Origin of the sequence: Pseudomonas kulmbachensis, assembly GCF_963681935.1 — a bacterium.
In the GTDB taxonomy this organism is placed as follows: domain Bacteria; phylum Pseudomonadota; class Gammaproteobacteria; order Pseudomonadales; family Pseudomonadaceae; genus Aquipseudomonas; species Aquipseudomonas kulmbachensis.
Map to the genome: position 1 here is coordinate 1,754,632 of NZ_OY817088.1, position 23,840 is coordinate 1,778,471.

The following is a 23,840-nucleotide window of genomic DNA, read 5'->3' on the forward strand; positions in this document are numbered from 1 at the left end:
AATCTGTGGGAGCGAGCCTGCTCGCGAAATTTTCAAGAGCGCTGCGATTATCCACTAAATACTCGGTCGTTCACGACATTCGCGAGCAGGCTCGCTCCCACAGGGTTTGTGAGGGACGTAAAAACACAAACCCCGGCATCGTGGGCCGGGGTCTGTGGTGTTGCTCTGTTGCTCTTACACCAGTGAGGCGATGATCGCGTTCAGCGTGGCGCTAGGGCGCATTACTTTGCTCACCTTGTCGGCGTCGGCGTGGTAGTAACCACCGATGTCGACCGGCTTGCCCTGCACGGCGTTGAGTTCGGCAACGATTTTTGCCTCGTTCTCGGCCATGGCTTTTGCTACAGGAGCAAATTGGGCTTGCAGTTCTTTGTCTTCAGTCTGGGCAGCCAGGGCCTGAGCCCAGTACAGCGCCAGGTAGAAGTGGCTGCCGCGGTTGTCGATGTTGCCGACTTTGCGCGATGGCGATTTGTTGTTGTCGAGGAACTGGCCGGTGGCCTGGTCCAGAGTCTTGGCCAACACCAACGCTTTCGGGTTGTTGTAGGTCGTGCCCAAGTGCTCCAGGGAAGCGGCAAGTGCCAGGAATTCACCCAGCGAGTCCCAACGCAGGAAGTTTTCTTCCAGCAGTTGTTGCACGTGCTTTGGAGCCGAACCGCCTGCGCCGGTTTCAAACAGACCGCCGCCATTCATCAGCGGAACGATCGACAGCATCTTGGCGCTAGTGCCCAGTTCCATGATCGGGAACAGGTCGGTCAGGTAGTCGCGCAGTACGTTGCCGGTCACCGAGATGGTGTCCAGGCCCGCACGGGTGCGTTCCAGGGTGAAGTTCATGGCATCTACTGGCGCCATGATGCGAATGTCCAGACCGCTGGTGTCGTGGTCCTTCAGGTAGGTTTCTACCTTTTTGATCATTTCGGCGTCGTGGCTGCGCTGTGGGTCCAGCCAGAATATGGCCGGGGTGTTGCTGGCGCGAGCACGGTTGACGGCCAGTTTGACCCAGTCGCGGATCGGCGCGTCTTTGGCCTGGCACATGCGCCAGATATCGCCTTCTTCAACCTTCTGTTCCATCAGCACGTTGCCGTTGCTGTCTGTTACGCGAACAACGCCAGGGGCCTTGATCTGGAAGGTCTTGTCGTGGGAGCCGTACTCTTCGGCTTTTTGCGCCATCAGGCCAACGTTTGGCACGCTGCCCATGGTGGTCGGATCGAACGCGCCGTGCTTCTGGCAGTGTTCGATGGTCGCCTGGTAGATCGTGGCGTAGCAGCGATCCGGGATCAGGGCCTTGGTGTCTTGCAGCTGGCCTTGCGTGTTCCACATTTTGCCGGAGTCACGGATCATGGCTGGCATCGAGGCGTCGACGATAACGTCGCTCGGCACGTGCAGGTTGGTGATGCCCTTGTCCGAGTTGACCATCGCCAGTGCAGGGCGGTTGGCGTATACGGCTTCGATGTCGGCTTCGATTTCAGCTTGCTTCTCGGCTGGCAGCGCCTTGATGCGAGCGTACAGATCGCCGATACCGTTGTTCAGGTTGAAACCGATTTCTTTCAGGATGTCTGCGTGTTTTTCCAGCGCATCCTTGTAGAACTCGGCCACGATCTGGCCAAACATGATCGGGTCGGAGACCTTCATCATGGTGGCTTTCAAGTGAACCGAGAACAGCACGCCCTGTTTTTTGGCGTCTTCGATTTCGGCCGCTACGAACTCGCGCAGGGCTTTTTTGCTCATGACCGAGCAATCGATGATCTCACCGGCCTGAACGGCGGTTTTTTCTTTCAGGACGGTAGTGGTGCCGTCTTGAGCGATCAGTTCGATTTTAACGCTGCCCGGTGCTTCGATCAGGGCGGCTTTTTCGCTGCCGTAGAAGTCGCCTTCGCTCATGTGAGCAACGTGCGACTTGGAGTCGGCAGCCCAGGCGCCCATTTTGTGCGGGTGCTTGCGAGCGTAGTTCTTGACCGACAGCGGTGCGCGGCGGTCAGAGTTGCCTTCGCGCAGAACCGGGTTTACGGCGCTGCCCATGACTTTGCTGTAACGCGCTTTGACTTCTTTGTCAGCGTCAGTGGTCACGGTTTCCGGGTAGTCCGGGATATCAAAGCCCTGCGATTGCAGTTCCTTGATCGCGGCCTGCAATTGCGGGACCGAGGCGCTGATGTTAGGCAGCTTGATGATGTTGGCTTCAGGAGTAACGGCCAGAGCGCCCAGTTCGGCGAGGTGGTCAGCTACAGCCTTGGCACCCAATTGCTCGGGGAAGCTGGCAAGGATGCGACCTGCAAGAGAGATGTCACGCGTCTCAACAGCAATATCAGCGGGCGCAGTGAAGGCTTCGATGATAGGCAGCAGTGAATAGGTGGCGAGCGCCGGAGCTTCGTCGGTGAAGGTATAGATGATCTTCGAACGGTTGGGCATTTCGGATTAACTCTCTTCTTTGCTGAGCGTGCTCAGATTCTCGAGATGCGCAGGGTAGGCGCTTTCGTTCACAGTGAACAATGAGCCGAAAGTCGAGGTTCTTCGCGGTGATGTGAATGCATCAGTAGAGCGTCAAGCGGTCGAGCCGGGGTAACGGCTCAGCCTTTCTAGGCCTGAAAGACTCATTCCAGTAGGTGTTTCACAGTGACTCCGTGGTCACCGACGCAGTATACATAGGTCACTAATGTTCCTGCGAGGGGTGCGGCCTATCACGAATCATCCATTGGTCTAAGACCCTGCGTCAAAATGCCCTTGTTTTTGGCGTTTTATCCAATGTTTACGGGGTTGCAAAGGGGGGCGGTCGAGGTTGCAATCATGCGTTCTGAACATTCGGTTTGCGTGCTGATTTAACTGGGTTACGCTCGGGATCGGCATGATGTTCCACCCACAAATGGAGTTCAGCATGGGATACAACAAGATCAAGGTTCCAGCCGCAGGTGAAAAAATCACCGTCAACGCCGATCACTCGCTCAATGTTCCCGACAACCCCATCATTCCCTATATCGAAGGGGATGGCATCGGTGTCGACATCAGTCCGGTGATGATCAAGGTGGTCGATGCGGCAGTGAACAAGGCCTACGCCGGCAAGCGCAAGATTTCCTGGATGGAAGTCTATGCAGGGGAGAAAGCCACCCAGGTCTACGACCAGGACACCTGGCTGCCTCAGGAAACCCTGGATGCGGTAAAGGATTACGTGGTCTCGATCAAAGGCCCGCTGACAACCCCTGTGGGCGGAGGCATTCGCTCGCTGAACGTGGCCCTGCGCCAGCAGCTCGATCTGTATGTATGTTTGCGCCCGGTGCGCTGGTTTGAAGGTGTGCCTAGCCCGGTTAAAAAGCCGGGCGACGTCGACATGACGATCTTTCGCGAAAACTCCGAAGACATTTATGCCGGAATCGAATGGAAGGCTGGCTCGCCTGAAGCAATCAAGGTGATCAAGTTTCTGAAAGAAGAAATGGGCGTGACCAAGATCCGTTTTGACCAGGACTGCGGGATCGGGGTCAAGCCGGTATCCAGGGAAGGCACCCGGCGCCTGGCGCGCAAGGCGCTGCAATACGTGGTTGATAACGACCGTGAGTCGCTGACCATCGTGCATAAAGGCAACATCATGAAGTTCACCGAAGGTGCCTTCAAGGAGTGGGCCTATGAAGTGGCGGCTGAAGAATTCGGCGCGACCTTGCTCGATGGCGGGCCGTGGATGCAGTTCAAGAACCCTAAAACCGGACGCAATGTAATCGTCAAGGATGCGATTGCTGATGCCATGCTCCAGCAAATCCTGTTGCGTCCTGCGGAATATGACGTGATTGCGACGCTCAACCTGAACGGTGATTACCTGTCCGACGCTTTGGCCGCCGAAGTGGGCGGTATTGGTATTGCGCCGGGCGCCAACCTGTCGGACACCATTGCCATGTTCGAGGCCACCCACGGCACGGCACCCAAGTACGCGGGCAAGAATCAGGTCAACCCGGGTTCCTTGATCCTGTCTGCGGAAATGATGCTGCGGCATATGGGCTGGATCGAGGCTGCCGACCTGATCATCAAGGGGACTAATGGCGCGATTTCGGCCAAAACCGTGACCTACGATTTTGAACGATTGATGGAAGGTGCAACGCTGGTTTCGTCGTCGGGCTTCGGCGATGCGCTGATCGCTCATATGTGAACTGAGCAGGCATAAAAAAACCGGCCGATTCGAGTGTTTGAATCGGCCGGTTTTTTTTGCGGCGAGTCCGGGGGGTCAGACTGAGAGGCTGGTTACCTCTGGCGCATTCGCAAGGGCGGTGACGGGGCCCTGGGCGTTAGTGATCTCAACGGCATGCAGGCCTTTGGGGCCCTGGATTATTTCGAAGCTCACGGGCTGGCCAGCCTTGAGCGTCTTGTAACCGTCCATCTGGATTGCCGAAAAATGCGCAAAAAAGTCAATCGGGTTTCCGTGTTCATCGATGCCTTCCTTGGCCTGCGTATTAATGAAGCCGAAGCCCTTGGCGTTGTTGAACCACTTGACCTTGCCTTGCATACTCATATCCCTCTGCTGCAAAACTCCATCACTGGAGTATCATCCAGTTCACTCGCACAGAAACCAGTAAATATGGTTGACTGTGCGGACCATTTTTCCCACTGTGGGCATTAATGGTTGTAACACCGTTTTACCGATAGTCAAGGTCACGCGGCGGCGCTGTTGCAATTTGACACCTTCGCCTCCATCACTGTATTTGCACAACCTACGACGAACCTTTTTTTCCATGCATGCAATCAGCCAGACTCGACTAACATTCAATCAGGATCAGTCCGATTTTGATCACGAAGACTCCGCTGGCTTGGCTGTGCAAGAGGCTAAGCCTGCGCTTCAGGCGCCGCCGATGTACAAGGTGGTTTTGTTTAACGATGACTACACACCCATGGATTTCGTTGTCGAAATACTTGAGGTGTTTTTTAACTTGAATCGCGAATTGGCGACCAAGGTCATGCTGGCCGTCCATACAGAAGGACGGGCCGTGTGCGGCATTTTTACCCGCGATATCGCCGAGACCAAGGCCATGCAGGTAAACCAGTACGCGCGTGAAAGCCAGCATCCGCTACTCTGTGAAATCGAGAAGGACGGTTAACGCCGACCACTTGGGTATGAGGTGAAGCCATGTTAAATCGCGAGCTCGAAGTCACCCTCAATCTTGCCTTCAAGGAAGCGCGCTCCAAACGTCATGAGTTCATGACGGTTGAGCACCTCCTTTTAGCGCTTTTGGATAATGAGGCAGCCGCAACCGTTCTACGCGCCTGTGGCGCAAACCTCGACAAACTCAAGCATGACCTGCAAGAGTTTATTGATTCCACGACTCCCCTGATTCCCGTCCACGACGAAGACCGCGAAACTCAGCCAACCCTGGGTTTTCAGCGGGTCTTGCAGCGTGCTGTATTCCACGTGCAAAGCTCCGGCAAGCGTGAAGTGACTGGCGCCAATGTGCTGGTTGCGATTTTCAGCGAGCAGGAAAGCCAGGCCGTGTTTCTGCTCAAGCAGCAGAGCGTTGCCCGTATTGATGTGGTCAACTTTATTGCCCACGGCATCTCCAAGGTGCCGGGGCATGGTGATCACTCTGATGGCGAACATGAAATGCAGGATGAAGAGGGCGGCGAATCGTCATCTTCAAGCAATCCTCTGGACGCCTACGCCAGCAACCTGAACGAGTTGGCCCGCCAGGGTCGGATCGATCCGCTGGTAGGGCGCGAGATGGAAGTTGAGCGCGTTGCCCAGATTCTGGCGCGTCGGCGTAAAAATAACCCGTTGCTGGTCGGTGAGGCTGGTGTGGGTAAAACCGCAATTGCCGAAGGCCTGGCCAAGCGCATCGTCGACAATCAGGTGCCTGACCTGCTGGCGAACAGCATCGTCTACTCCCTTGATCTCGGCGCTTTGCTGGCGGGTACCAAATACCGCGGCGATTTCGAGAAACGTTTCAAGGCGCTGCTCGGTGAGCTGAAAAAACGCCCGCAGGCGATTCTGTTTATCGATGAAATCCACACCATTATTGGTGCGGGCGCTGCGTCTGGCGGCGTGATGGATGCCTCCAACCTGCTCAAGCCTTTGTTGTCTTCGGGCGACATTCGCTGCATCGGCTCCACTACGTTCCAGGAATTTCGCGGAATTTTCGAGAAGGACCGCGCCTTGGCGCGCCGCTTCCAGAAAGTCGACGTGTCCGAGCCTTCGGTTGAAGACACCATTGGCATTCTGCGCGGGCTTAAAGGTCGCTTTGAACAGCATCACGGCATCGAGTACAGCGATGAGGCCCTGCGTGCGGCGGCTGAGCTGGCGTCGCGCTACATCAACGACCGGCACATGCCGGACAAGGCCATTGATGTGATCGACGAGGCGGGTGCTTATCAGCGTCTGCAGCCGGTCGAGAAGCGGGTTAAACGCATCGAAGTCGCGCAAGTTGAAGACATCGTTGCGAAAATCGCCCGTATTCCGCCAAAACACGTCTCTGTCTCGGACAAGGAACTGTTGCGCAACCTTGAGCGCGACCTGCGTTTGACCGTGTTCGGTCAGGATGCTGCGATTGATTCGTTGTCCACCGCGATCAAGTTGTCCCGTGCCGGGCTCAAGTCGCCAGACAAGCCTGTGGGTTCGTTCCTGTTCGCAGGGCCGACCGGTGTCGGTAAAACCGAGGCTGCGCGCCAATTGGCCAAGGCCCTGGGCATCGAACTGATCCGTTTCGACATGTCCGAGTACATGGAGCGCCACACCGTATCGCGTCTGATCGGTGCACCTCCGGGCTATGTCGGTTTCGATCAGGGTGGTTTGCTGACTGAAGCCATCACCAAGCAGCCGCATTGTGTGTTGTTGCTCGATGAAATCGAAAAGGCGCACCCCGAGGTCTTTAACCTGCTGTTGCAGGTCATGGACCACGGCACGCTGACCGATAACAACGGGCGCAAGGCGGACTTCCGCAACGTGATCGTCATCATGACCACCAACGCGGGTGCTGAAACAGCTTCTCGGGCTTCGATCGGGTTTACTCATCAGGATCATGCTTCCGATGCGATGGAAGCGATCAAGAAGAGCTTCACTCCCGAGTTCCGCAACCGCCTGGACACCATCATTCAGTTTGGTCGCCTCAGTCACGAGGTCATCAAGCATGTGGTGGACAAGTTCCTTACCGAACTGCAGGCGCAGCTGGAAGACAAGCACGTGCAGCTTGAGGTGTCGGACGCGGCGCGTGGCTGGTTGGCCGCGGGTGGCTATGACGCACTGATGGGGGCTCGTCCGATGGCGCGTTTGATTCAGGACAAGATCAAGCGTCCGCTGGCCGAGGAAATCCTCTTTGGCGAACTGGCCGACCATGGCGGTGTGGTACACATCGACCTGGAAAATGGCGAGTTGACCTTCGAGTATGAAACCGCAGTCGAAATGGCTTGATGTAACACAGCAGTAAAAAAGGCGCCCTCGGGCGCCTTTTTGCTGTCTGCAGCTAGCTGGTCGGGCTCAGGCTCGCCGCTGGGTTGTGCTCGGTGTGGCGCTCCAGCACCGGGTAGCCCAAAGCGGCAATATGGTGATGGACACGACGGTAGTCGCGCAGCACCCGCTGGAAAATATCCCCGGATTCGGCCCAGGCCGTCTTGTCATTCTGCAACTTGCGAAAGTGCTCGCGGCTAGCCCTGGCCTCCAGTTTGCGTACGGTTTCCTTGTGGTTGATCAAGGCCTCGGCTGCGGCTGCGTTTTCGCTTAAAAACGCGGTAATGGCCAGGTTCAGGCTCTCCAGCAGTGCCAGGTGCATGGCCTGGATATGCATCAGCTCGAAAGAAGAAAAGCGCTCCCCTCGGCGTGTCCTGCGTACGGCCAGTTGCGCCAGGTTGTTGAGAATGTCCCCGGCATGTTCCAGGTTGATTACGAACATCAGGATTTCCTGGGCGCGATCGGCATCGTCATCGCTCAGGCCGTCGTGGCCGATATCGGCAAGATAGGCGCGGATCGCTGCACTTAGCAGGTCGATGGAGTGATCCAGTTGCCGCACCTCGTTCATTGTCTGCTGATCGACCTTCTCAAACAGTTGCAGGACCTGATTGAGCATCAGTGAAGTCATGTCCGCCAGGCGCAAGGCTTCGCGCACGGTATTGGACAGGCCTATATTGGCCACTTCCAGCCCGGCTTCGTCCAGATACTGTGGCATGCCAGGGTCCGCTGGCGGATCTTGCTGAGGAAACAGGCGGGTCAGCAGGCGTGCGCAGGGCTCGGTCAAACCGATAAACACCACTGCCAGCACCAGATTGAACGCGGTGTGCAGGTACACCACCATGTGCGCCGGGCCGATATCAGTTCGGGCCAGATAGTTGGCAATCAGCGCCAGGCATGGCAGCAACACCACGGTGCCCAGCAGGCGGATCAGCAGGTTGCCCACAGGCAGGCGGCGTGCAACAGGCGAGCTGGCGCTGAACACCGATGGCAAGGCGCCGCCGATATTGGCACCGAGCATCAGGGCAATGGCGGTCACGGGTGTCATCATGCCTGCGCCTGCCAAAGAGGCGATCAGCAGCACCACTGCGACGCTGGAGTGGCAGATCCAGGTCAGTAGTACTGCGGCGATCACCGCTATGATCAAGTCGCCTTCCAGGCTATGCATGATGGCGCGAAACACCGAAGTCGCCTCCATGTGGGCCAGGGTAGCACTGAGCAAACTCAGGGCCAGCAACATCAGGCCCAGGCCGATCAGCGCGCAGCCGACGCTTTCGTAGCGCGAATCATCGCGCAAGCGATACACAATAAAGCCCACCAGCAGGATGATCGGCATCGCCAGCGAGGTATCGAAGCTCAGCAGTTGCACCACCAGAGTCGAGCCGATATTGGCCCCCAGCATCACCGCCAGGGCGGGTGCCAGGCTCAGGGTGCCAGCTGCGGTAAACGAGGTTGCCATCAGGCTGACCGCTGTACTGCTTTGCAATACGCCGGTAATACCGATTCCGGAAATCAGTGCCATCCAGCGGTTATTCAGGTTGCGCCCCATCCAGTTGCGCAGTTGGGTGCCAAATCCGCGCAGCAGGGCTGTGGAAATCATATGGGTGCCCCAGAGCAAAAGTGCGATGGCGCCCGCGAGGTTGAGTAACAGAGTGGTTCCCGACATAAGGAATCTCCACAAAACAAGCATTCATGTCTTACGAGGTCGTAATACGAAGGCATGGGCTGGCGCGATAAGGCGCCAGCCCATGGCGATTCAAGTCAGTACCACTGCTTGAAACGGCGGATGTAGATGGTCTTCATCAGTTGCGCGACGCAGCAGTAGCTGAACAGGGTGGCTACCAGCCAAGGGAAGTACGACAGCGGTAGCGGCTCCAGGCCAACCAATGTACCCAGCGGCGAGAACGGCACGTAGATCCCCAGCACGATCACAATGATGGTCATCATGGTCACCGGCCATGCGGCGGTGCTCTGGATGAACGGGATCTTGCGGGTTCGCAGCATGTGTACGACCAGGGTTTGCGAGAGCAGCCCCTCGATAAACCAGCCGGACTGGAACAGGGTCTGCATTTCCACGCTGTTGGCCGAGAACACGTACCACATCAGGGCAAATGTGGTGATGTCGAAGATCGACGAAGTTGGCCCGATCCAGATCATGAAACGCCCGATATTTTTCGCGTCCCACTTACGTGGTTTTTGCAGGTATTCCTTGTCCATCTTGTCCCACGGCAATGCCAGCTGGGAGATGTCGTACATCAGGTTTTGCAGCAGCAGGTGAATCGACAGCATCGGCAGGAAAGGAATAAAGGCGCTGGCCACCAGTACCGAGAACACGTTGCCGAAGTTGGAGCTGGCGGTCATGTTGAGGTACTTCATGATGTTGCCGAATGTCTCGCGACCTTTGAGCACACCCTCTTCCAGAACCATCAGGCTCTTTTCCAGCAGGATGATGTCGGCCGATTCCTTGGCAATGTCCGTGCCGCTGTCCACCGAGATACCCACGTCGGCATCACGTAGGGCTGGGGCATCGTTAATGCCGTCGCCAAGGAAGCCTACGGTGTGGCCGTTGGCTTGCAGTGCTTTGAGTACACGGGACTTCTGCAGCGGGGTGAGCTTGGCGAATACGGTGCGTTGCTCGACCTCCAGTTGCAGCGCGGCGTCGTCCATCGCCTCGATTTCCGGGCCGAGTAATGGCGCGCCTGGTTCCAGGCCGACCTGACGGCAAATCTTGCTGGTGACCACGGCGTTGTCGCCGGTCAGCACCTTGACCGCTACGCCGATGTCCCGCAGGGCTGCAATCGCCGGGCCTGCGGTTTCTTTTGGCGGATCAAGGAAGGTGAGCATGCCGCGGATTACCAGATCCCGCTCGTCAGCGGTGTTGTATTGCTTGTGCGCCTGGGCCTTGGGGATGTCGCGGGTGGCGACCAGCAATACCCGGAAACCGTCCTCATTGTATTCGGTGGCCAGTGCCAGCAGTTGCTCGCGGCGTGCAGGGTCCAGGGCGACGGTGGTATCACCCTCCATCACATGGGTGGCAATGCCGAGCATTTCTTCAACAGCGCCCTTGCACACCAACAGGTGGTCGCCTTGGGTGTCCTTGACGATGATCGACAGGCGCCGACGGACGAAGTCAAAGGGCAGCTCATCCACCTTGCTGTAGTTGAGCGGAGCGTTGAACCTGGAGTCCTGTTGGGCAAATTGCACCACCGCCTGATCCATCAGGTTGCGGATGCCGCTTTGGAAGTGGCTGTTGAGCCAGGCCAGAGCCAGTACCGATTCATCACGCTTGCCGCTGGGGTTGACGTGATGCTCAAGGATGATGTGATCCTGGGTCAGGGTGCCGGTCTTGTCGGTGCACAGCACATCCATGGAGCCCAGGTTCTGGATCGCATTCAGGCGCTTGACCACCACTTTGCGCTTGGCCATGGCGGTTGCGCCCTTGGCCAGGTTGGCGCTGACAATCATTGGCAGCATTTCCGGGGTCAGGCCGACCGCCACTGCCAGGGCAAACATAAAGGCATCGCCCCAATCGCCCTTGGAAAAGCCGTTGAGGAAAAACACGATCGGCACCATGACCAGCATGAAGCGGATCAGCAGCCAGCTGACGCTGTTGACCCCACGGTCGAACGCGGTTTGCGTGCGAGAGCCGACGATTGCCTTGGCCAGTGAGCCAAAGTAGGTGCGCGGGCCGGTGGCGACCACTACGGCGCGGGCGGTGCCGCTGACCACGTTGGTGCCCATAAAGCAGATGTTGGGCAAGTCCAGCAGGTTGCTCTGATCGGCAGCGGTGCTGGAGGCGGACTTTTGTGTGACATCCCCCAAGGTGTCGTATTTCTCCACGGGCAAGGCTTCGCCGGTGAGGACTGCCTGGCTGATAAACAAGTCGCGGGATTCGATCAGGCGAATATCCGCCGGGATCATGTCGCCAGCCGACAGCTGAACGATATCCCCGGCCACCAGCTCGCGCATCGGCACTTCATGCACCGAAGTCTTGCCGCCGGTTTTATCCCGCCGTACAACGGTGGCGGTGGTGCGGACCATGGCTTTGAGGGCTTCGGCGGACTTGGCCGAGCGATGTTCCTGCCAGAACCGCAGCAAGCTGCTGAGGCCAACCATCAAACCAATGATGATGACTTTGGTCAGGTCGCTTTCTTCGCCATCGCGCTCTGGCAGCCAGTAGTCGGTGAAAAAGCTGATAACGGCCAGGGTCAGCAGTACATAGATGAACGGGTTATGCAGGGCCAGCATGAACTGCACGATGGCGTGAGGCGGTTTGTCGTGAGCCACCTCGTTGTAGCCATCTGTCTGCAGGCGTTCGGCGGCGTCTTGCTCGGTCAGGCCGGCAGTTGTGGCGCGGACATTGGCCAGAGTGGCCGAGAGACCGTTTTGTGCTTCCCGAGCGGCACGCATGGACAGTTTGTTGCTGTCGCTGGTGCTGTTCTTGTCTCGAACTTTAGTGTTTTTTACGGCGCTCATGATGAGAACTCCTGTCGCCAACTCTTGACCAAACATACGTTGGCTTACCTATTTAAAGGCGAGCCAATGTATGCCGAGTCGCAAACTTCGCAATCGGTTTTAATGAAGTGTTAAGTGCGCTTTAAAGTCCCGCTGCAATTAAGTTGTTAATGCCCACGCAGCGGGTAACTACTGGCTTCTTCCATGGGGAACTCCAGTGAATTAAAGTTGTTTTCAGTTAATGGGTAATCAGCGCCAAGCGCGACTCTGCGGGTCCTGAGAGTCGGCCATGCTCCAGCGCTGCTCCAGTTGGCCTGTGGCAGGATTGACGCGCCAATGCACCTGGCGGTGCGCAGGTTTTATGCCGGGAACCGGAGTGGAGAAGGGTGATTTGGTCGAGCGAGCATAAGTGGGCTCGCGGGACAGTTTCACACGCATGCTCGAGGTAAAGGCGCGAACGCCGGGTAGTACAGGGGTTTGAAAGGTCATAACACACCTCGTGACCGGACGGCGCCGGTGAGGTCGTTACGTTGGAGCATCAGGCTCTAGCGCAGTTGACCCCGCCGTGCAGGCGAGTCCCGTCAATGTCTGGGTTTAGCGCCCGGATCTCCGTAATTACGGTGACCGGACAGCGACTAGATACTGTGTCCATTGGCTTCTTTTGTGAAGTTTATAGGCGGCCTGAATGACCGGCCTGTGCAATCTACTTAGACTGCAGGGGTAAGTCAATGTTAACGCCTGGCAAGTGACGGTGGTACAGCAACGGTTCAGGAAGTTTGGAAGTTATGAAAGTGCAGTGTTTGATATGTAATGAATAAGACAAAAAAGTTACAGGCGAGCAAAGTTTAGTAGTGCAGCTAAATCCGTGGGAGTGAGCCTGCTCACGATGGCATTACTGCGGTTCGTTTGGCAGACGGTGTCGCCTGTATCGCGAGCAGGCTCGCTCCCACTGATGTTGTGGGTGTCAGGCAAATCCCGGGCAAACAAAAACGCCCGGCAGAGCCGGGCGTTTTGTATTGACTTGATTAGCGAGCGCGGTAAGTGATACGCCCTTTGCTCAAGTCATAGGGCGTCAGCTCGACGCGCACTTTGTCACCGGTAAGAATACGAATGTAGTTCTTGCGCATCTTGCCGGAAATATGCGCGGTTACGACGTGCCCATTTTCCAACTCCACACGAAACATGGTGTTGGGCAGGGTGTCGACGACAGTGCCTTCCATTTCGAAGCTGTCTTCTTTCGACATGCAGTAAAGCCCTCGGTGTCCAATGAATGGCCCGGTGCAACTGCGCCAGGCAAAAGCGGCGTGCATTGTGCCCGAAAAATGGGGTTTAAGCCAAGGGTTCAATCAAGAGAGCTCCATCTCTGATTAATCAGCAGCTCAATGGGCCGGTATTCGGTCTTGTAATTCATCTTTTTGCAGTTCTTGATCCAGTATCCCAGGTACAGGGCATCCAGCCCCATGCGCCGGGCCTCGGCAATTTGCCAGAGAATCCCGTAGCGCCCCAGACTGCGGCGTTCCTCGTCAGGGTCGTAGAAGGTGTACACCGCAGACAGACCATTGGGCAGCACGTCAGTGACGGCGACCGCCAGCAAGCGGCCATCGAGGCGGAACTCGTAGAATCTCGAGAACGCCAGATCGCGTACCAGAAACGTCGAGAATTGATCGCGGCTGGGCGGATACATGTCGCCATCGGCATGGCGTTGCTCGATATAACGTTGATAAAGGTCAAAATTTTCTTCGCTGAACCCTGGTTTGACAGGCTGTACCTGTAAATCGGCGTTGCGCTTGAAAATGCGTTTTTGCTGACGATTGGGCATAAAGCGCGCAACAGGAATGCGCGCCGGGGTGCAGGCATCGCACTTCAGGCAATGCGGGCGATAGAGATGGTCGCCACTGCGCCGGAAACCCATCTCGGACAAATCGGCATACACCTGCACATCCATCGGCTGACTGGGGTCGAGGAACAGCGTAGTGGCCTGTTCGTCAGGCAAGTAGCTGCAAGCGTGAGGTTGAGTGGCATAAAACTTCAAACGCGCCAGCTCGGTCATGATGGGCCCTCGCAAATCTTTAAATTAAGTGTAAGCCAGCGTGCAAAAGTGCGCCTACAAAACCCACTGTGCAGGTGTGGGCTGGTCGAGATGATTGCGCAAATACTCGGCAAATTGCGTTCGCGGGATTGAGCGGGCGCCGAGGCTCTCGAGGTGGTCAGTAGGCATTTGACAGTCAATCAGTACAAAACCCCAAGCCTGCAGCTGTCTGACTAATGTGACAAAGCCGAACTTTGAAGCGTTGTCGGCGCGGCTGAACATCGACTCGCCAAAAAACAGCTGCCCCATTGCCAGGCCATACAGTCCACCCACCAGTTCGCCGTTATCCCAGACTTCAACCGAATGGGCATGGCCGCGAGCATGCAGTTCGATGTAGGCGTTTTGCATGTTGTCGGTAATCCACGTGCCGTCCGCATAATCGCGCGGTGCTGCGCATGCCTGAATCACGGCTGCAAAGTCGCGGTCAAAACTGACCTGATAGCGTTGCTGGCGTAACAGTTTGCCCAGGCTGCGGGACACGTGCAGCTCTTCGGGGAACAGCACTGTGCGCGGGTCGGGCGACCACCAGAGGATCGGCTGGCCTTCGCTGAACCACGGAAAGCAGCCGTGGCGATAGGCCTGGATCAGCCGGTCTGCCGACAGGTCGCCGCCTGCGGCCAGGAGCCCGTTGGGCTCGCGCATGGCTTTTGCCAGGGGCGGGAATGTCAGAGTGTCGCGTTTTAACCAGGTCAGCATGGCTTTGGGTCTTACAGAAGAAGGGGAGGGCGGCTGCAACTCTGTCACGCAAATGCGGTCTCAGTCGATCTGCCAGCGAAATGTAAGCTCTGTTTTAACGGCGGTATAAGTCTTTGTCACAAAAGGTAATACATGCTCAAATTGGCGCTTCTCAGCCAGGCGCAAGTGGAATCTGATCGTCGCTTGAGCCAGCGTGGCATCAACGGCTTAAACCCGTACAATGGCCTGCCTGTTTACGCTGATCTAGACTGCACCAACGTTGCTGCAGGGAATAATACAAGGCTGGTTTCATTTAAAGTCTGAATTTGTCGCCTGCTCGATATGAGCAGTATTTTGCAGTCACCTTAGTCAATTAATAGTTGGGCGCGCCACAGGCGCAGGAAAAGACCCGTTTTGAAGAAATCCACAGTAGCACCCAAAGCAGTTCCTCTCTGGCGTCAACAGTTGCACTACCGGCTCAAGGAAGGTGCATTGATCGCTATCGGCGCCCTATGCCTGTTCCTGATCATGGCCCTGTTGACCTATGGCAAGGACGATCCCGGCTGGAGCCATAACAGCCGTGTCGTGGATGTGCAGAACTTCGGCGGCCCTGCGGGCTCCTACAGTGCTGACATCCTGTTTATGGTGCTCGGTTACTTTGCCTATATTTTCCCGTTGCTGCTGGCGGTCAAGGCGTACCAGATCTTCCGCGAACGGCATCAGCCTTGGCAGTGGAGTGGCTGGTTGTTCTCATGGCGCCTGGTAGGCCTGGTGTTTCTGGTGATTTCGGGGGCGGCACTGGCCCATATCCACTTTCACTCCGCCGTGGGCCTGCCAGCAGGCGCGGGCGGTGCTCTGGGCGAAAGCCTGGGTGATCTGGCCAAGAATGCGCTGAATATCCAGGGCAGTACCCTGTTGCTGATTGCGTTGTTCCTGTTTGGCCTCACCGTATTCACTGACCTGTCATGGTTCAAGGTCATGGACGTGACGGGCAAAATCACCCTTGACCTGTTTGAACTGATCCAGGGGGCGGCCAATCGCTGGTGGTCAGAGCGCAACGAGCGCAAGCAGCTTGTGGCCCAACTGCGAGAGGTTGATAACCGGGTCAATGACGTGGTCGCGCCTAGCGTTTCCGACAAGCGTGAGCAGGCCAAGGCCAAAGAGCGCCTGATCGAGCGTGAGCAGGCGTTGACCAAACACATGTCCGAGCGTGAAAAGCACGTACCGGCAGTTATCGCTCCGGCACCGCCCAAGGCCCCTGAGCCGAGCAAGCGAGTGCAGAAAGAGAAGCAGGCCCCGTTGTTTGTGGACAGCGCGGTTGAAGGCACGCTGCCGCCGATCTCGATTCTGGATCCGGCAGAGAAAAAACAGCTCAACTACTCCCCTGAATCTCTGGCGGCCGTTGGTCACCTGCTTGAAATCAAGCTCAAGGAGTTCGGCGTAGAAGTGTCGGTGGACTCGATTCATCCGGGCCCGGTGATTACCCGCTACGAAATCCAGCCTGCAGCCGGGGTCAAGGTCAGCCGTATTTCCAACCTGGCCAAAGACCTGGCGCGTTCGCTGGCTGTGACCAGTGTGCGGGTGGTTGAAGTTATCCCGGGCAAAACCACGGTCGGTATCGAAATTCCTAACGAAGACCGGCAGATCGTGCGGTTCTCCGAGGTGCTGTCGACCCCTGAGTACGACAACGCCAAGTCTCCCGTGACTCTGGCCTTGGGCCATGACATCGGTGGGCGACCGGTGATCACCGATCTGGCGAAAATGCCGCACTTGCTGGTAGCCGGTACAACCGGTTCCGGTAAGTCCGTGGGCGTGAACGCCATGATCCTGTCGATTCTGTTCAAGTCTGGCCCCGAAGACGCCAAATTGATCATGATCGACCCGAAGATGCTTGAACTGTCGATCTACGAAGGCATCCCGCATTTGCTGTGCCCGGTGGTTACGGACATGAAAGACGCTGCCAACGCCCTGCGCTGGAGCGTTGCCGAGATGGAGCGCCGTTACAAGTTGATGGCCAAGATGGGCGTGCGTAACCTCGCCGGCTTCAACCAGAAGGTCAAGGACGCCCAGGACGCTGGCGAGCCACTGGTCGACCCGCTGTACAAGCGTGAAAGCATTCACGACGAAGCACCGCTGCTGGTGAAGTTGCCAACCATCGTGGTGGTGGTCGACGAATTCGCCGACATGATGATGATCGTCGGCAAGAAGGTCGAAGAGCTGATTGCCCGTATTGCCCAGAAAGCACGGGCCGCAGGGATTCACTTGATCCTCGCGACCCAGCGTCCGTCGGTGGACGTGATCACGGGTCTGATCAAGGCCAACATCCCGACCCGTATGGCGTTCCAGGTGTCGAGCAAGATCGATTCGCGCACCATCATCGATCAGGGTGGCGCCGAGCAACTGCTGGGCCACGGTGACATGTTGTACATGCCGCCCGGCACCAGCCTGCCAATCCGGGTACACGGTGCGTTTGTTTCCGACGATGAAGTTCACCGTGTGGTCGAAGCCTGGAAGCTGCGCGGCTCGCCGGACTACAACGAAGACATCCTTGCCGGGGTTGAAGAGCCTGGCAGCGGCTTTGACGGCGGCAGCAGCGATGGCGGTGATGACGCTGAAACCGATGCGCTCTACGACGAGGCCGTACAGTTCGTACTTGAGAGCCGTCGTGCCTCGATCTCTGCGGTTCAACGTAAATTGAAGATTGGTTACAACCGCGCTGCCCGAATGATCGAATCCATGGAAATGGCCGGGGTTGTCACCTCGATGAACACTAATGGCTCGCGCGAAGTACTGGCGCCGGCCCCGATGCGCGATTGATCTGCCCAGGGCTGTATCGGGCGGGTTCTAACTAATCAATGAGGATGTCCATGCGTTTTGTCAGCATGCTGTTGCTACCGGTACTGGCTTTTTCTTCGCTGTCGGCCCATGCCGATGCCGAGAGTGTGAAACGTCTTGGTCAATTGCTCGGCTCCGACACCATCACGGCGCGCTTTTCACAGCTGACGCTCGATGGCAGTGGCACTCAATTGCAGGAAACTGCCGGTGAAATGTCGGTTAAACGTCCGGGCCTGTTCTACTGGCACACCGATGCGCCACAAGAGCAACTGATGGTCTCCGATGGCCAGAAGGTTTCGCTGTGGGACCCGGATCTGGAGCAGGTCACGATCAAAAAGCTTGATCAGCGCCTGACCCAGACCCCGGCCCTGTTGCTGTCGGGTGATGTGTCGAAAATCAGCGACAGTTTCGATATCACCTCCAAGCAAGCCGGTGATGTGATGGACTTCACCTTGAAGCCCAAGACCAAGGACACGCTGTTCGACTCCCTGCGCCTGTCGTTTCGCGGTGGCAAGATCAACGATATGCAGTTGATCGACAGCGTGGGCCAACGCACCAACATCCTGTTCACCGGGGTCAAGGTCAACGAGCCGATTCCTGCTTCCAAGTTCAAGTTCGATATCCCGAAAGGGGCTGATGTCATCCAGGAATAAGCCCTGGAAGAGGTTTCAAACGCTGCCCATGGATCTGTTTCGAAGTGCCCCGATTGCCCAGCCCCTGGCTGCCCGTTTACGTGCAGCCAATCTGGATGAGTACGTCGGTCAGGAACACCTGCTCGCTCGCGGCAAGCCCTTGCGTGAAGCGCTGGAGCAGGGCGCGCTGCATTCGATGATTTTCTGGGGGCCGCCGGGCGTGGGTAAAACCACCCTGGCGCGGTTGCTGGCAGAAGTCTCGGATGCACACTTTGAAACCGTTTCGGCGGTACTGGCCGGGGTCAAGGAGATCCGTCAGGCGGTCGAAATTGCCAAGCAGCAGGCGGGCCAGTACGGGCGCCGCACCATCCTGTTTGTTGACGAAGTGCATCGCTTCAACAAGTCGCAGCAGGATGCATTTTTGCCCTATGTCGAAGATGGCACCCTGATTTTTATCGGTGCCACCACTGAAAACCCTTCCTTTGAGCTGAACAACGCACTGCTGTCGCGGGCGCGTGTCTATGTGCTCAAAAGCCTCGATGAGGCGGCCCTGCACAAGCTGGTGCAACGAGCCCTCACGGAAGACAAGGGGCTGGGCAAGCGCGGCCTGAGCCTGAGCGATGAAGGCTTCCAGATTTTGCTGCGGGCGGCTGACGGTGATGGTCGGCGCCTGCTCAACCTGCTGGAAAACGCCTCTGACCTGGCCGAGGATCACAGCGAAATCGGCACCGACCTGCTGCATAACCTGCTGGGCGATACCCAGCGGCGCTTCGACAAGGGTGGCGAAGCCTTTTACGACCAGATCTCGGCCCTGCACAAGTCGGTGCGTGGCTCCAACCCGGACGGTGCTCTGTACTGGTTCGCGCGAATGATCGACGGCGGCTGCGACCCGTTGTATATCGCCCGGCGGGTGGTGCGCATGGCCAGCGAAGACATCGGCAACGCCGACCCGCGCGCGCTGAGCCTGTGCCTGTCGGCCTGGGATGTGCAAGAACGTCTCGGCAGCCCGGAGGGCGAGTTGGCGGTGGCCCAGGCCATCACCTATCTGGCGTGTGCGCCAAAAAGCAACGCGGTGTATATGGGCTTCAAGGCCGCACTGCGCAGCGCCGCCGAATACGGCTCGCTTGAAGTACCGCTGCATTTGCGCAACGCGCCGACCAAGCTGATGAAACAACTGGGTTATGGCGACGAATACCGCTACGCCCATGACGAACCTGACGCCTATGCTGCTGGCGAAGACTACTATCCGGACGAGCTGGAGCCGTTACAGCTGTATCAGCCAGTTCCGCGGGGGTTGGAGCTTAAGATCGGCGAGAAGCTCAAACATCTTGCTGCACTGGATCGTGCCAGCCCCAAACAGCGGAGAAAACCGTGATCCCAGTGATCGTTGCTGTATCAGTGGGCGGTGTTGCAGGCACATTGTTGCGCTTCGCCACGGGAAACTGGATCAGCGCCAATTGGCCGCGGCACTTTTATACCGCGACATTGGCCGTTAATATCGTGGGCTGCCTGCTGATTGGCCTCCTTTACGGACTTTTTTTGATGCGCCCGGAAGTACCGATTGAAGTCCGAGCGGGACTAATGGTCGGTTTCCTGGGTGGTTTGACTACTTTTTCATCCTTTTCACTGGATACGGTGCGCCTGCTTGAAACCGGGCAAGTGCCATTGGCACTGGGCTATGCGGCCCTCAGCGTATTCGGCGGGCTGCTCGCAACCTGGGCTGGCCTGTCCCTGACCAAACTTTGATAAACGAGAAACCGACATGCTCGATTCCAAACTGTTACGTGGCAACCTGCAGGACGTAGCGGATCGCCTGGCATCCCGTGGCTACACGCTGGATGTGGCACGCATCGACGCGCTGGAAGCCAAGCGTAAAGAAGTTCAGACCCTGACCGAGAAGCTGCAGGCCGAGCGCAATGCCATCTCCAAAAGCATTGGCCAGGCCAAGGCTCGCGGTGAAGACATCGCGCCACTGATGGCCAGTGTCGAAACCATGGGCAGCGATCTGGCCAATGGCAAGGTTGAGCTGGAAACCATCCAGACTGAACTGGACTCGATCCTGTTGAGCCTGCCGAACCTGCCGGATGCTTCCGTGCCGGTTGGCGCTGATGAAGACGACAACGTCGAGATCCGTCGCTGGGGCACGCCTACTGCCTTCGATTTTGAAATCAAGGACCACGTTGCGCTGGGCGAACAATACGGCTGGCTGGATTTCGAAACCGCCGCCAAATTGTCCGGTGCCCGCTTTGCCTTGCTGCGTGGGCCAATCGCACGCCTGCACCGTGCACTGGCGCAGTTCATGATCAACCTGCACATCAACGAGCACGGCTACGAAGAGGCTTACACGCCTTATCTGGTTCAGGCGCCAGCGCTGCAGGGTACTGGCCAGTTGCCGAAGTTCGAGGAAGACCTGTTCAAGATCAGCCGTGAAGGCGAAGCCGATCTGTACCTGATCCCGACTGCCGAAGTGTCGCTGACCAACATCGTCGCCGGCGAAATCGTTGAGCACAAAGCCCTGCCGATCAAGTTTGTGGCGCACACGCCGTGCTTCCGCAGTGAAGCCGGTGCGTCGGGCCGTGATACCCGCGGCATGATCCGTCAGCACCAGTTCGACAAGGTTGAAATGGTGCAGATCGTTGAGCCTTCCACCTCGATGGATGCACTGGAAGGCCTGGTTGGCAACGCCGAGAAGGTTTTGCAGCTGCTTGAACTGCCATACCGTACCCTGGCGCTGTGCACCGGCGACATGGGTTTCAGCGCGGTCAAAACCTATGATCTGGAAGTGTGGATTCCGAGCCAGGACAAGTACCGCGAGATTTCGTCGTGCTCCAACTGCGGTGACTTCCAGGCCCGCCGCATGCAAGCGCGTTTCCGTAACCCGGAAACCGGCAAGCCAGAGCTGGTTCACACCCTTAACGGTTCCGGTCTGGCTGTAGGCCGCACCCTGGTAGCCGTGTTGGAAAACTACCAGCAGGCTGACGGCTCGATCCGTGTGCCTGAAGTGCTCAAGCCTTACATGGGCGGCATTGAGGTCATCGGCTAAATGGAGTTTCTGCCGCTGTTTCATAACCTGCGTGGCAGCCGTGTACTGGTGGTCGGTGGTGGGGAGATTGCCTTGCGCAAATCCCGGCTGCTGGCCGATGCCGGTGCGGTGCTGCGGGTGGTCGCACCCGCCATAGAGCCCCAGTTGTGCGAGTTGATAAACAGCAGCGGTGGCGAACAGGTGCTGCGCGGCTATGTTGAAGCTGACCTTGAAGGTTGTGTGCTGATCATCGCCGCCACCGACGATGAGCCACTCAACGCCCAGGTCTCCGCCGACGCCCGTCGCCGCTGTGTGCCGGTCAATGTGGTGGATGCGCCTGCGCTGTGCAGCGTGATTTTCCCCGCGATTGTCGACCGTTCGCCGTTGATCATTGCCGTATCCAGTGGCGGCGATGCGCCGGTGCTGGCGCGGTTGATCCGGGCCAAGATTGAAACCTGGATCCCTTCGACCTACGGTCAGTTGGCGGGCCTCGCGGCGCGCTTTCGTAGCCAGGTCAAAGGCCTGTTCCCTGATGTGCAGCAGCGTCGCGGGTTCTGGGAAGACGTGTTCCAGGGCCCGATTGCCGACCGTCAATTGGCCGGGCAGGGCGCTGAAGCCGAGCGTTTGCTGTTGGCCAAGATCAATGGTCAGGCGGCTGAAACCACCGGTGAGGTTTATCTGGTAGGTGCCGGGCCGGGTGATCCGGATTTGCTGACGTTCCGCGCGCTGCGCCTGATGCAACAAGCTGACGTGGTGCTCTACGACCGCTTGGTGGCCCCGGCGATTCTTGAACTGTGCCGTCGCGATGCCGAGCGGGTGTATGTGGGCAAGCGTCGTGCCGAGCATGCGGTGCCGCAAGACCAGATCAACCAGCAACTGGTCGACTTGGCCAAGCAAGGCAAACGCGTGGTGCGGCTCAAGGGTGGCGATCCGTTTATCTTTGGCCGTGGCGGTGAAGAGATCGAAGAACTGGCTGCCCACGGGATTCCGTTCCAGGTGGTGCCAGGGATTACCGCTGCCAGTGGTTGCGCGGCCTATGCCGGGATTCCGCTGACCCATCGTGATTACGCGCAGTCTGTGCGTTTCGTGACGGGCCATTTGAAAGACGGCACCAGCAATCTGCCCTGGAATGACCTGGTGGCACCGGCGCAGACGCTGGTGTTTTACATGGGCCTGGTAGGTTTGCCGATCATCTGTGAGCAACTGATCAAGCACGGTCGTTCAGCAGACACCCCGGCGGCGTTGATCCAGCAAGGTACTACATCCAATCAGCGTGTCTTCACTGGCACTTTGAAGGACTTGCCGACGTTGGTGGCGGAGCATGAAGTTCATGCGCCGACACTGGTGATCGTGGGTGAGGTAGTGCTGCTGCGTGAGAAGCTGAAGTGGTTCGAAGGCGCTCAGTCGCAGGACTAGGGTTTTGTGGGAGCGGGCTTGCTCGCGATGGTAGCACTGCGGTTTGCCTGACAGACCGCGTCGCCAGCATCGCGAGCAAGCCCGCTCCCACATTTGTCTCAGGGTCCTTTTTAGCCCCGATTATCCCCCACCAGACTCTCCACCGACGGCACCCGCGTGTCGCTCTCCATCTGTGCATCGTGCTCGATCTGATGACTGAAGCGATCCAGTGACCCTTGTGCGGGCTGCGCATCGCTGGCAAAGACCGGCGGGCTGAGGATGTAGGCGCCCAGTAAACGGCTCAACGCCGCCAGGCTGTCGATATGGGTACGCTCATAACCGTGGGTCGCATCACAGCCGAATGCCAGCAGGGCGCACCGAACATCGTACCCGGCCGTTACCGCAGAATGAGCATCGCTGAAGTAATAACGGAACATGTCACGTCGTACCGGCAGTTCGTTTTCGCTGGCCAGGCGCAGCAAATGCCGCGACAAGTGATAGTCGTACGGCCCGCCCGAATCCTGCATCGCCACACTCACCGCGTGCTCGTTGGAATGTTGGCCCGGTGCCACCGGGGCAATATCAATGCCCACAAACTCACTGACATCCCAGGGCAAGGCGGCTGCCGCGCCATTGCCGGTTTCCTCGGTGATGGTGAACAGCGGATGACAATCGATCTGTGGTTGTTCGCCGCTTTCAACGATGGCTTTCAAGGCTGCGAGCAGGGCCGCGACCCCGGCTTTGTCGTCCAGATGCCGGGCACTTATATGACCGCTTTCGGTGAACTCGGGCAGCGGGTCAAATGCCACGAAATCGCCAATATTGATCCCCAGCGAGTCGCAGTCGGCCCGCGTGGCGCAGTAAGCGTCCAGGCGTAACTCGATATGGTCCCAGCTGATCGGCAGTTCATCCACCCCGGTATTGAATGCATGACCTGAGGCCATTAACGGCAACACACTGCCGCGAATCACGCCATTGTCGGTAAACAGGCTAACGCGACTGCCTTCGGCGAAGCGGCTGGACCAGCAACCGACCGGGGCCAGTATCAGTCGGCCATTGTCCTTGATCCCCCGCACGCTGGCGCCAATGGTGTCCAGGTGTGCAGAGACCGCGCGATCCGGGCTGCTTTGCTGGCCCTTGAGGGTGGCGCGCAAGGTGCCGCGCCGGGTCAGCTCAAAGGGAATGCCCAACTCGTCCAGGCGTTCGGCGACATAGCGCACGATGGTGTCGGTAAAACCGGTGGGGCTGGGGATGGCGAGCATTTCCAGCAATACCCGTTGCAGGTAGTCGAGGTCAGGTTCAGGGAGGGTACGATTCATAAAAACTCCTGAGGGGCAGTCA

The 23,840-nt window shown here is 57.8% G+C and carries 18 protein-coding genes; 9 read left to right on the forward strand and 9 right to left on the reverse strand.

Annotated elements, in window-relative coordinates:
* Nucleotides 1-174 precede the first annotated feature (174 nt).
* Complete coding sequence (locus U5A05_RS08180; protein ID WP_321836082.1) at nucleotides 175-2,400, reverse strand: NADP-dependent isocitrate dehydrogenase; 2,226 nt, start codon at nucleotides 2,398-2,400, stop codon at nucleotides 175-177.
* A 463-nt stretch (nucleotides 2,401-2,863) separates the two neighbouring features.
* Here U5A05_RS08180 and icd point away from each other — a divergent pair, with 463 nt between their 5' ends.
* On the forward strand, nucleotides 2,864-4,120 hold the full coding sequence (gene icd, locus U5A05_RS08185; RefSeq protein WP_261742398.1) for an NADP-dependent isocitrate dehydrogenase: 1,257 nt from the start codon (nucleotides 2,864-2,866) through the stop codon (nucleotides 4,118-4,120).
* 75 nt (nucleotides 4,121-4,195) lie between these two features.
* On the opposite strand, the gene U5A05_RS08190 is transcribed toward icd, so the two are convergent.
* On the reverse strand, nucleotides 4,196-4,474 hold the full coding sequence (locus U5A05_RS08190) for a cold shock domain-containing protein (RefSeq protein WP_261741605.1): 279 nt from the start codon (nucleotides 4,472-4,474) through the stop codon (nucleotides 4,196-4,198).
* 226 nt (nucleotides 4,475-4,700) lie between these two features.
* Here U5A05_RS08190 and clpS point away from each other — a divergent pair, with 226 nt between their 5' ends.
* Both clpS and clpA read left to right on the forward strand, forming a co-directional pair.
* On the forward strand, nucleotides 4,701-5,063 hold the full coding sequence (clpS, locus tag U5A05_RS08195; protein WP_261741606.1) for an ATP-dependent Clp protease adapter ClpS: 363 nt from the start codon (nucleotides 4,701-4,703) through the stop codon (nucleotides 5,061-5,063).
* A 29-nt stretch (nucleotides 5,064-5,092) separates the two neighbouring features.
* Nucleotides 5,093-7,363, forward strand: coding sequence for an ATP-dependent Clp protease ATP-binding subunit ClpA (gene clpA, locus U5A05_RS08200; RefSeq protein WP_261741607.1), 2,271 nt, complete (start codon nucleotides 5,093-5,095; stop codon nucleotides 7,361-7,363).
* Nucleotides 7,364-7,415: 52 nt separating this feature from the next.
* On the opposite strand, the gene U5A05_RS08205 is transcribed toward clpA, so the two are convergent.
* From U5A05_RS08205 to aat, 6 genes are all read right to left on the reverse strand, one after another.
* On the reverse strand, nucleotides 7,416-9,062 hold the full coding sequence (locus U5A05_RS08205; RefSeq protein ID WP_321836083.1) for a Na/Pi cotransporter family protein: 1,647 nt from the start codon (nucleotides 9,060-9,062) through the stop codon (nucleotides 7,416-7,418).
* 95 nt (nucleotides 9,063-9,157) lie between these two features.
* Nucleotides 9,158-11,872 carry a magnesium-translocating P-type ATPase gene (gene mgtA, locus U5A05_RS08210; RefSeq protein ID WP_261741609.1) on the reverse strand — a complete coding sequence of 905 codons (2,715 nt, stop codon included), beginning with the start codon at nucleotides 11,870-11,872 and terminating at the stop codon, nucleotides 9,158-9,160.
* 228 nt (nucleotides 11,873-12,100) lie between these two features.
* Nucleotides 12,101-12,340: a hypothetical protein gene (locus U5A05_RS08215; protein WP_321836084.1), complete on the reverse strand. Its 240-nt coding sequence runs from the start codon at nucleotides 12,338-12,340 to the stop codon at nucleotides 12,101-12,103.
* Nucleotides 12,341-12,876: 536 nt separating this feature from the next.
* On the reverse strand, nucleotides 12,877-13,095 hold the full coding sequence (gene infA / locus U5A05_RS08220; protein WP_002553999.1) for a translation initiation factor IF-1: 219 nt from the start codon (nucleotides 13,093-13,095) through the stop codon (nucleotides 12,877-12,879).
* 98 nt (nucleotides 13,096-13,193) lie between these two features.
* A complete protein-coding gene (locus tag U5A05_RS08225; RefSeq protein ID WP_261741611.1) occupies nucleotides 13,194-13,901 on the reverse strand; it encodes an arginyltransferase in 708 nt (235 codons plus the stop codon).
* A 54-nt stretch (nucleotides 13,902-13,955) separates the two neighbouring features.
* Nucleotides 13,956-14,636 (reverse strand): leucyl/phenylalanyl-tRNA--protein transferase, encoded by a 681-nt coding sequence (gene aat / locus U5A05_RS08230; RefSeq protein WP_261741612.1) that lies wholly within the window; start codon nucleotides 14,634-14,636, stop codon nucleotides 13,956-13,958.
* A 351-nt stretch (nucleotides 14,637-14,987) separates the two neighbouring features.
* Here aat and ftsK point away from each other — a divergent pair, with 351 nt between their 5' ends.
* Genes ftsK through cysG form a run of 6 tightly spaced genes read left to right on the forward strand, consistent with a single transcriptional unit; the run spans nucleotide 14,988 to nucleotide 22,520 of the window.
* The gene (ftsK, locus tag U5A05_RS08235) at nucleotides 14,988-17,432 is read left to right on the forward strand and encodes a DNA translocase FtsK (protein WP_395247450.1); all 2,445 of its coding nucleotides are present in this window, start codon (nucleotides 14,988-14,990) and stop codon (nucleotides 17,430-17,432) included.
* A gap of 50 nt (nucleotides 17,433-17,482) precedes the next feature.
* Nucleotides 17,483-18,103 carry an outer membrane lipoprotein periplasmic chaperone LolA gene (lolA, locus tag U5A05_RS08240; RefSeq protein ID WP_133078174.1) on the forward strand — a complete coding sequence of 207 codons (621 nt, stop codon included), beginning with the start codon at nucleotides 17,483-17,485 and terminating at the stop codon, nucleotides 18,101-18,103.
* Nucleotides 18,104-18,131: 28 nt separating this feature from the next.
* On the forward strand, nucleotides 18,132-19,457 hold the full coding sequence (locus tag U5A05_RS08245) for a replication-associated recombination protein A (RefSeq protein WP_321836086.1): 1,326 nt from the start codon (nucleotides 18,132-18,134) through the stop codon (nucleotides 19,455-19,457).
* Nucleotides 19,454-19,828, forward strand: a complete 375-nt coding sequence (gene crcB / locus U5A05_RS08250; protein WP_321836087.1) for a fluoride efflux transporter CrcB — start codon at nucleotides 19,454-19,456, stop codon at nucleotides 19,826-19,828. The genes U5A05_RS08245 and crcB overlap by 4 nt, the downstream gene beginning before the upstream one ends.
* A gap of 16 nt (nucleotides 19,829-19,844) precedes the next feature.
* The gene (gene serS, locus U5A05_RS08255) at nucleotides 19,845-21,125 is read left to right on the forward strand and encodes a serine--tRNA ligase (protein WP_261741616.1); all 1,281 of its coding nucleotides are present in this window, start codon (nucleotides 19,845-19,847) and stop codon (nucleotides 21,123-21,125) included.
* Nucleotides 21,126-22,520, forward strand: coding sequence for a siroheme synthase CysG (gene cysG, locus U5A05_RS08260; protein WP_261741617.1), 1,395 nt, complete (start codon nucleotides 21,126-21,128; stop codon nucleotides 22,518-22,520).
* 110 nt (nucleotides 22,521-22,630) lie between these two features.
* Here the strand turns inward: cysG and U5A05_RS08265 are convergent, their stop codons facing one another.
* Entirely contained in the window at nucleotides 22,631-23,818 is a 1,188-nt protein-coding gene (locus tag U5A05_RS08265; protein ID WP_261741618.1) for an osmoprotectant NAGGN system M42 family peptidase, read from the reverse strand.
* Between the last annotated feature and the right edge of the window lie 22 nt (nucleotides 23,819-23,840).

Excerpts from the sequence above, each read along its gene's own strand:
- infA (WP_002553999.1), bottom strand. The coding sequence starts at position 13,095 with ATGTCGAAAGAAGACAGCTTCGAAATGGAAGGCACTGTCGTCGACACC.
- U5A05_RS08180 (WP_321836082.1), bottom strand. The coding sequence starts at position 2,400 with ATGCCCAACCGTTCGAAGATCATCTATACCTTCACCGACGAAGCTCCG.
- U5A05_RS08245 (WP_321836086.1), top strand. The coding sequence starts at position 18,132 with ATGGATCTGTTTCGAAGTGCCCCGATTGCCCAGCCCCTGGCTGCCCGT.
- U5A05_RS08190 (WP_261741605.1), bottom strand. The coding sequence starts at position 4,474 with ATGCAAGGCAAGGTCAAGTGGTTCAACAACGCCAAGGGCTTCGGCTTC.
- aat (WP_261741612.1), bottom strand. The coding sequence starts at position 14,636 with ATGCTGACCTGGTTAAAACGCGACACTCTGACATTCCCGCCCCTGGCA.
- mgtA (WP_261741609.1), bottom strand. The coding sequence starts at position 11,872 with ATGAGCGCCGTAAAAAACACTAAAGTTCGAGACAAGAACAGCACCAGC.
- lolA (WP_133078174.1), top strand. The coding sequence starts at position 17,483 with ATGCGTTTTGTCAGCATGCTGTTGCTACCGGTACTGGCTTTTTCTTCG.
- clpS (WP_261741606.1), top strand. The coding sequence starts at position 4,701 with ATGCATGCAATCAGCCAGACTCGACTAACATTCAATCAGGATCAGTCC.
- icd (WP_261742398.1), top strand. The coding sequence starts at position 2,864 with ATGGGATACAACAAGATCAAGGTTCCAGCCGCAGGTGAAAAAATCACC.
- U5A05_RS08265 (WP_261741618.1), bottom strand. The coding sequence starts at position 23,818 with ATGAATCGTACCCTCCCTGAACCTGACCTCGACTACCTGCAACGGGTA.
- U5A05_RS08225 (WP_261741611.1), bottom strand. The coding sequence starts at position 13,901 with ATGACCGAGCTGGCGCGTTTGAAGTTTTATGCCACTCAACCTCACGCT.
- U5A05_RS08205 (WP_321836083.1), bottom strand. The coding sequence starts at position 9,062 with ATGTCGGGAACCACTCTGTTACTCAACCTCGCGGGCGCCATCGCACTT.
- cysG (WP_261741617.1), top strand. The coding sequence starts at position 21,126 with ATGGAGTTTCTGCCGCTGTTTCATAACCTGCGTGGCAGCCGTGTACTG.
- U5A05_RS08215 (WP_321836084.1), bottom strand. The coding sequence starts at position 12,340 with ATGACCTTTCAAACCCCTGTACTACCCGGCGTTCGCGCCTTTACCTCG.
- serS (WP_261741616.1), top strand. The coding sequence starts at position 19,845 with ATGCTCGATTCCAAACTGTTACGTGGCAACCTGCAGGACGTAGCGGAT.
- clpA (WP_261741607.1), top strand. The coding sequence starts at position 5,093 with ATGTTAAATCGCGAGCTCGAAGTCACCCTCAATCTTGCCTTCAAGGAA.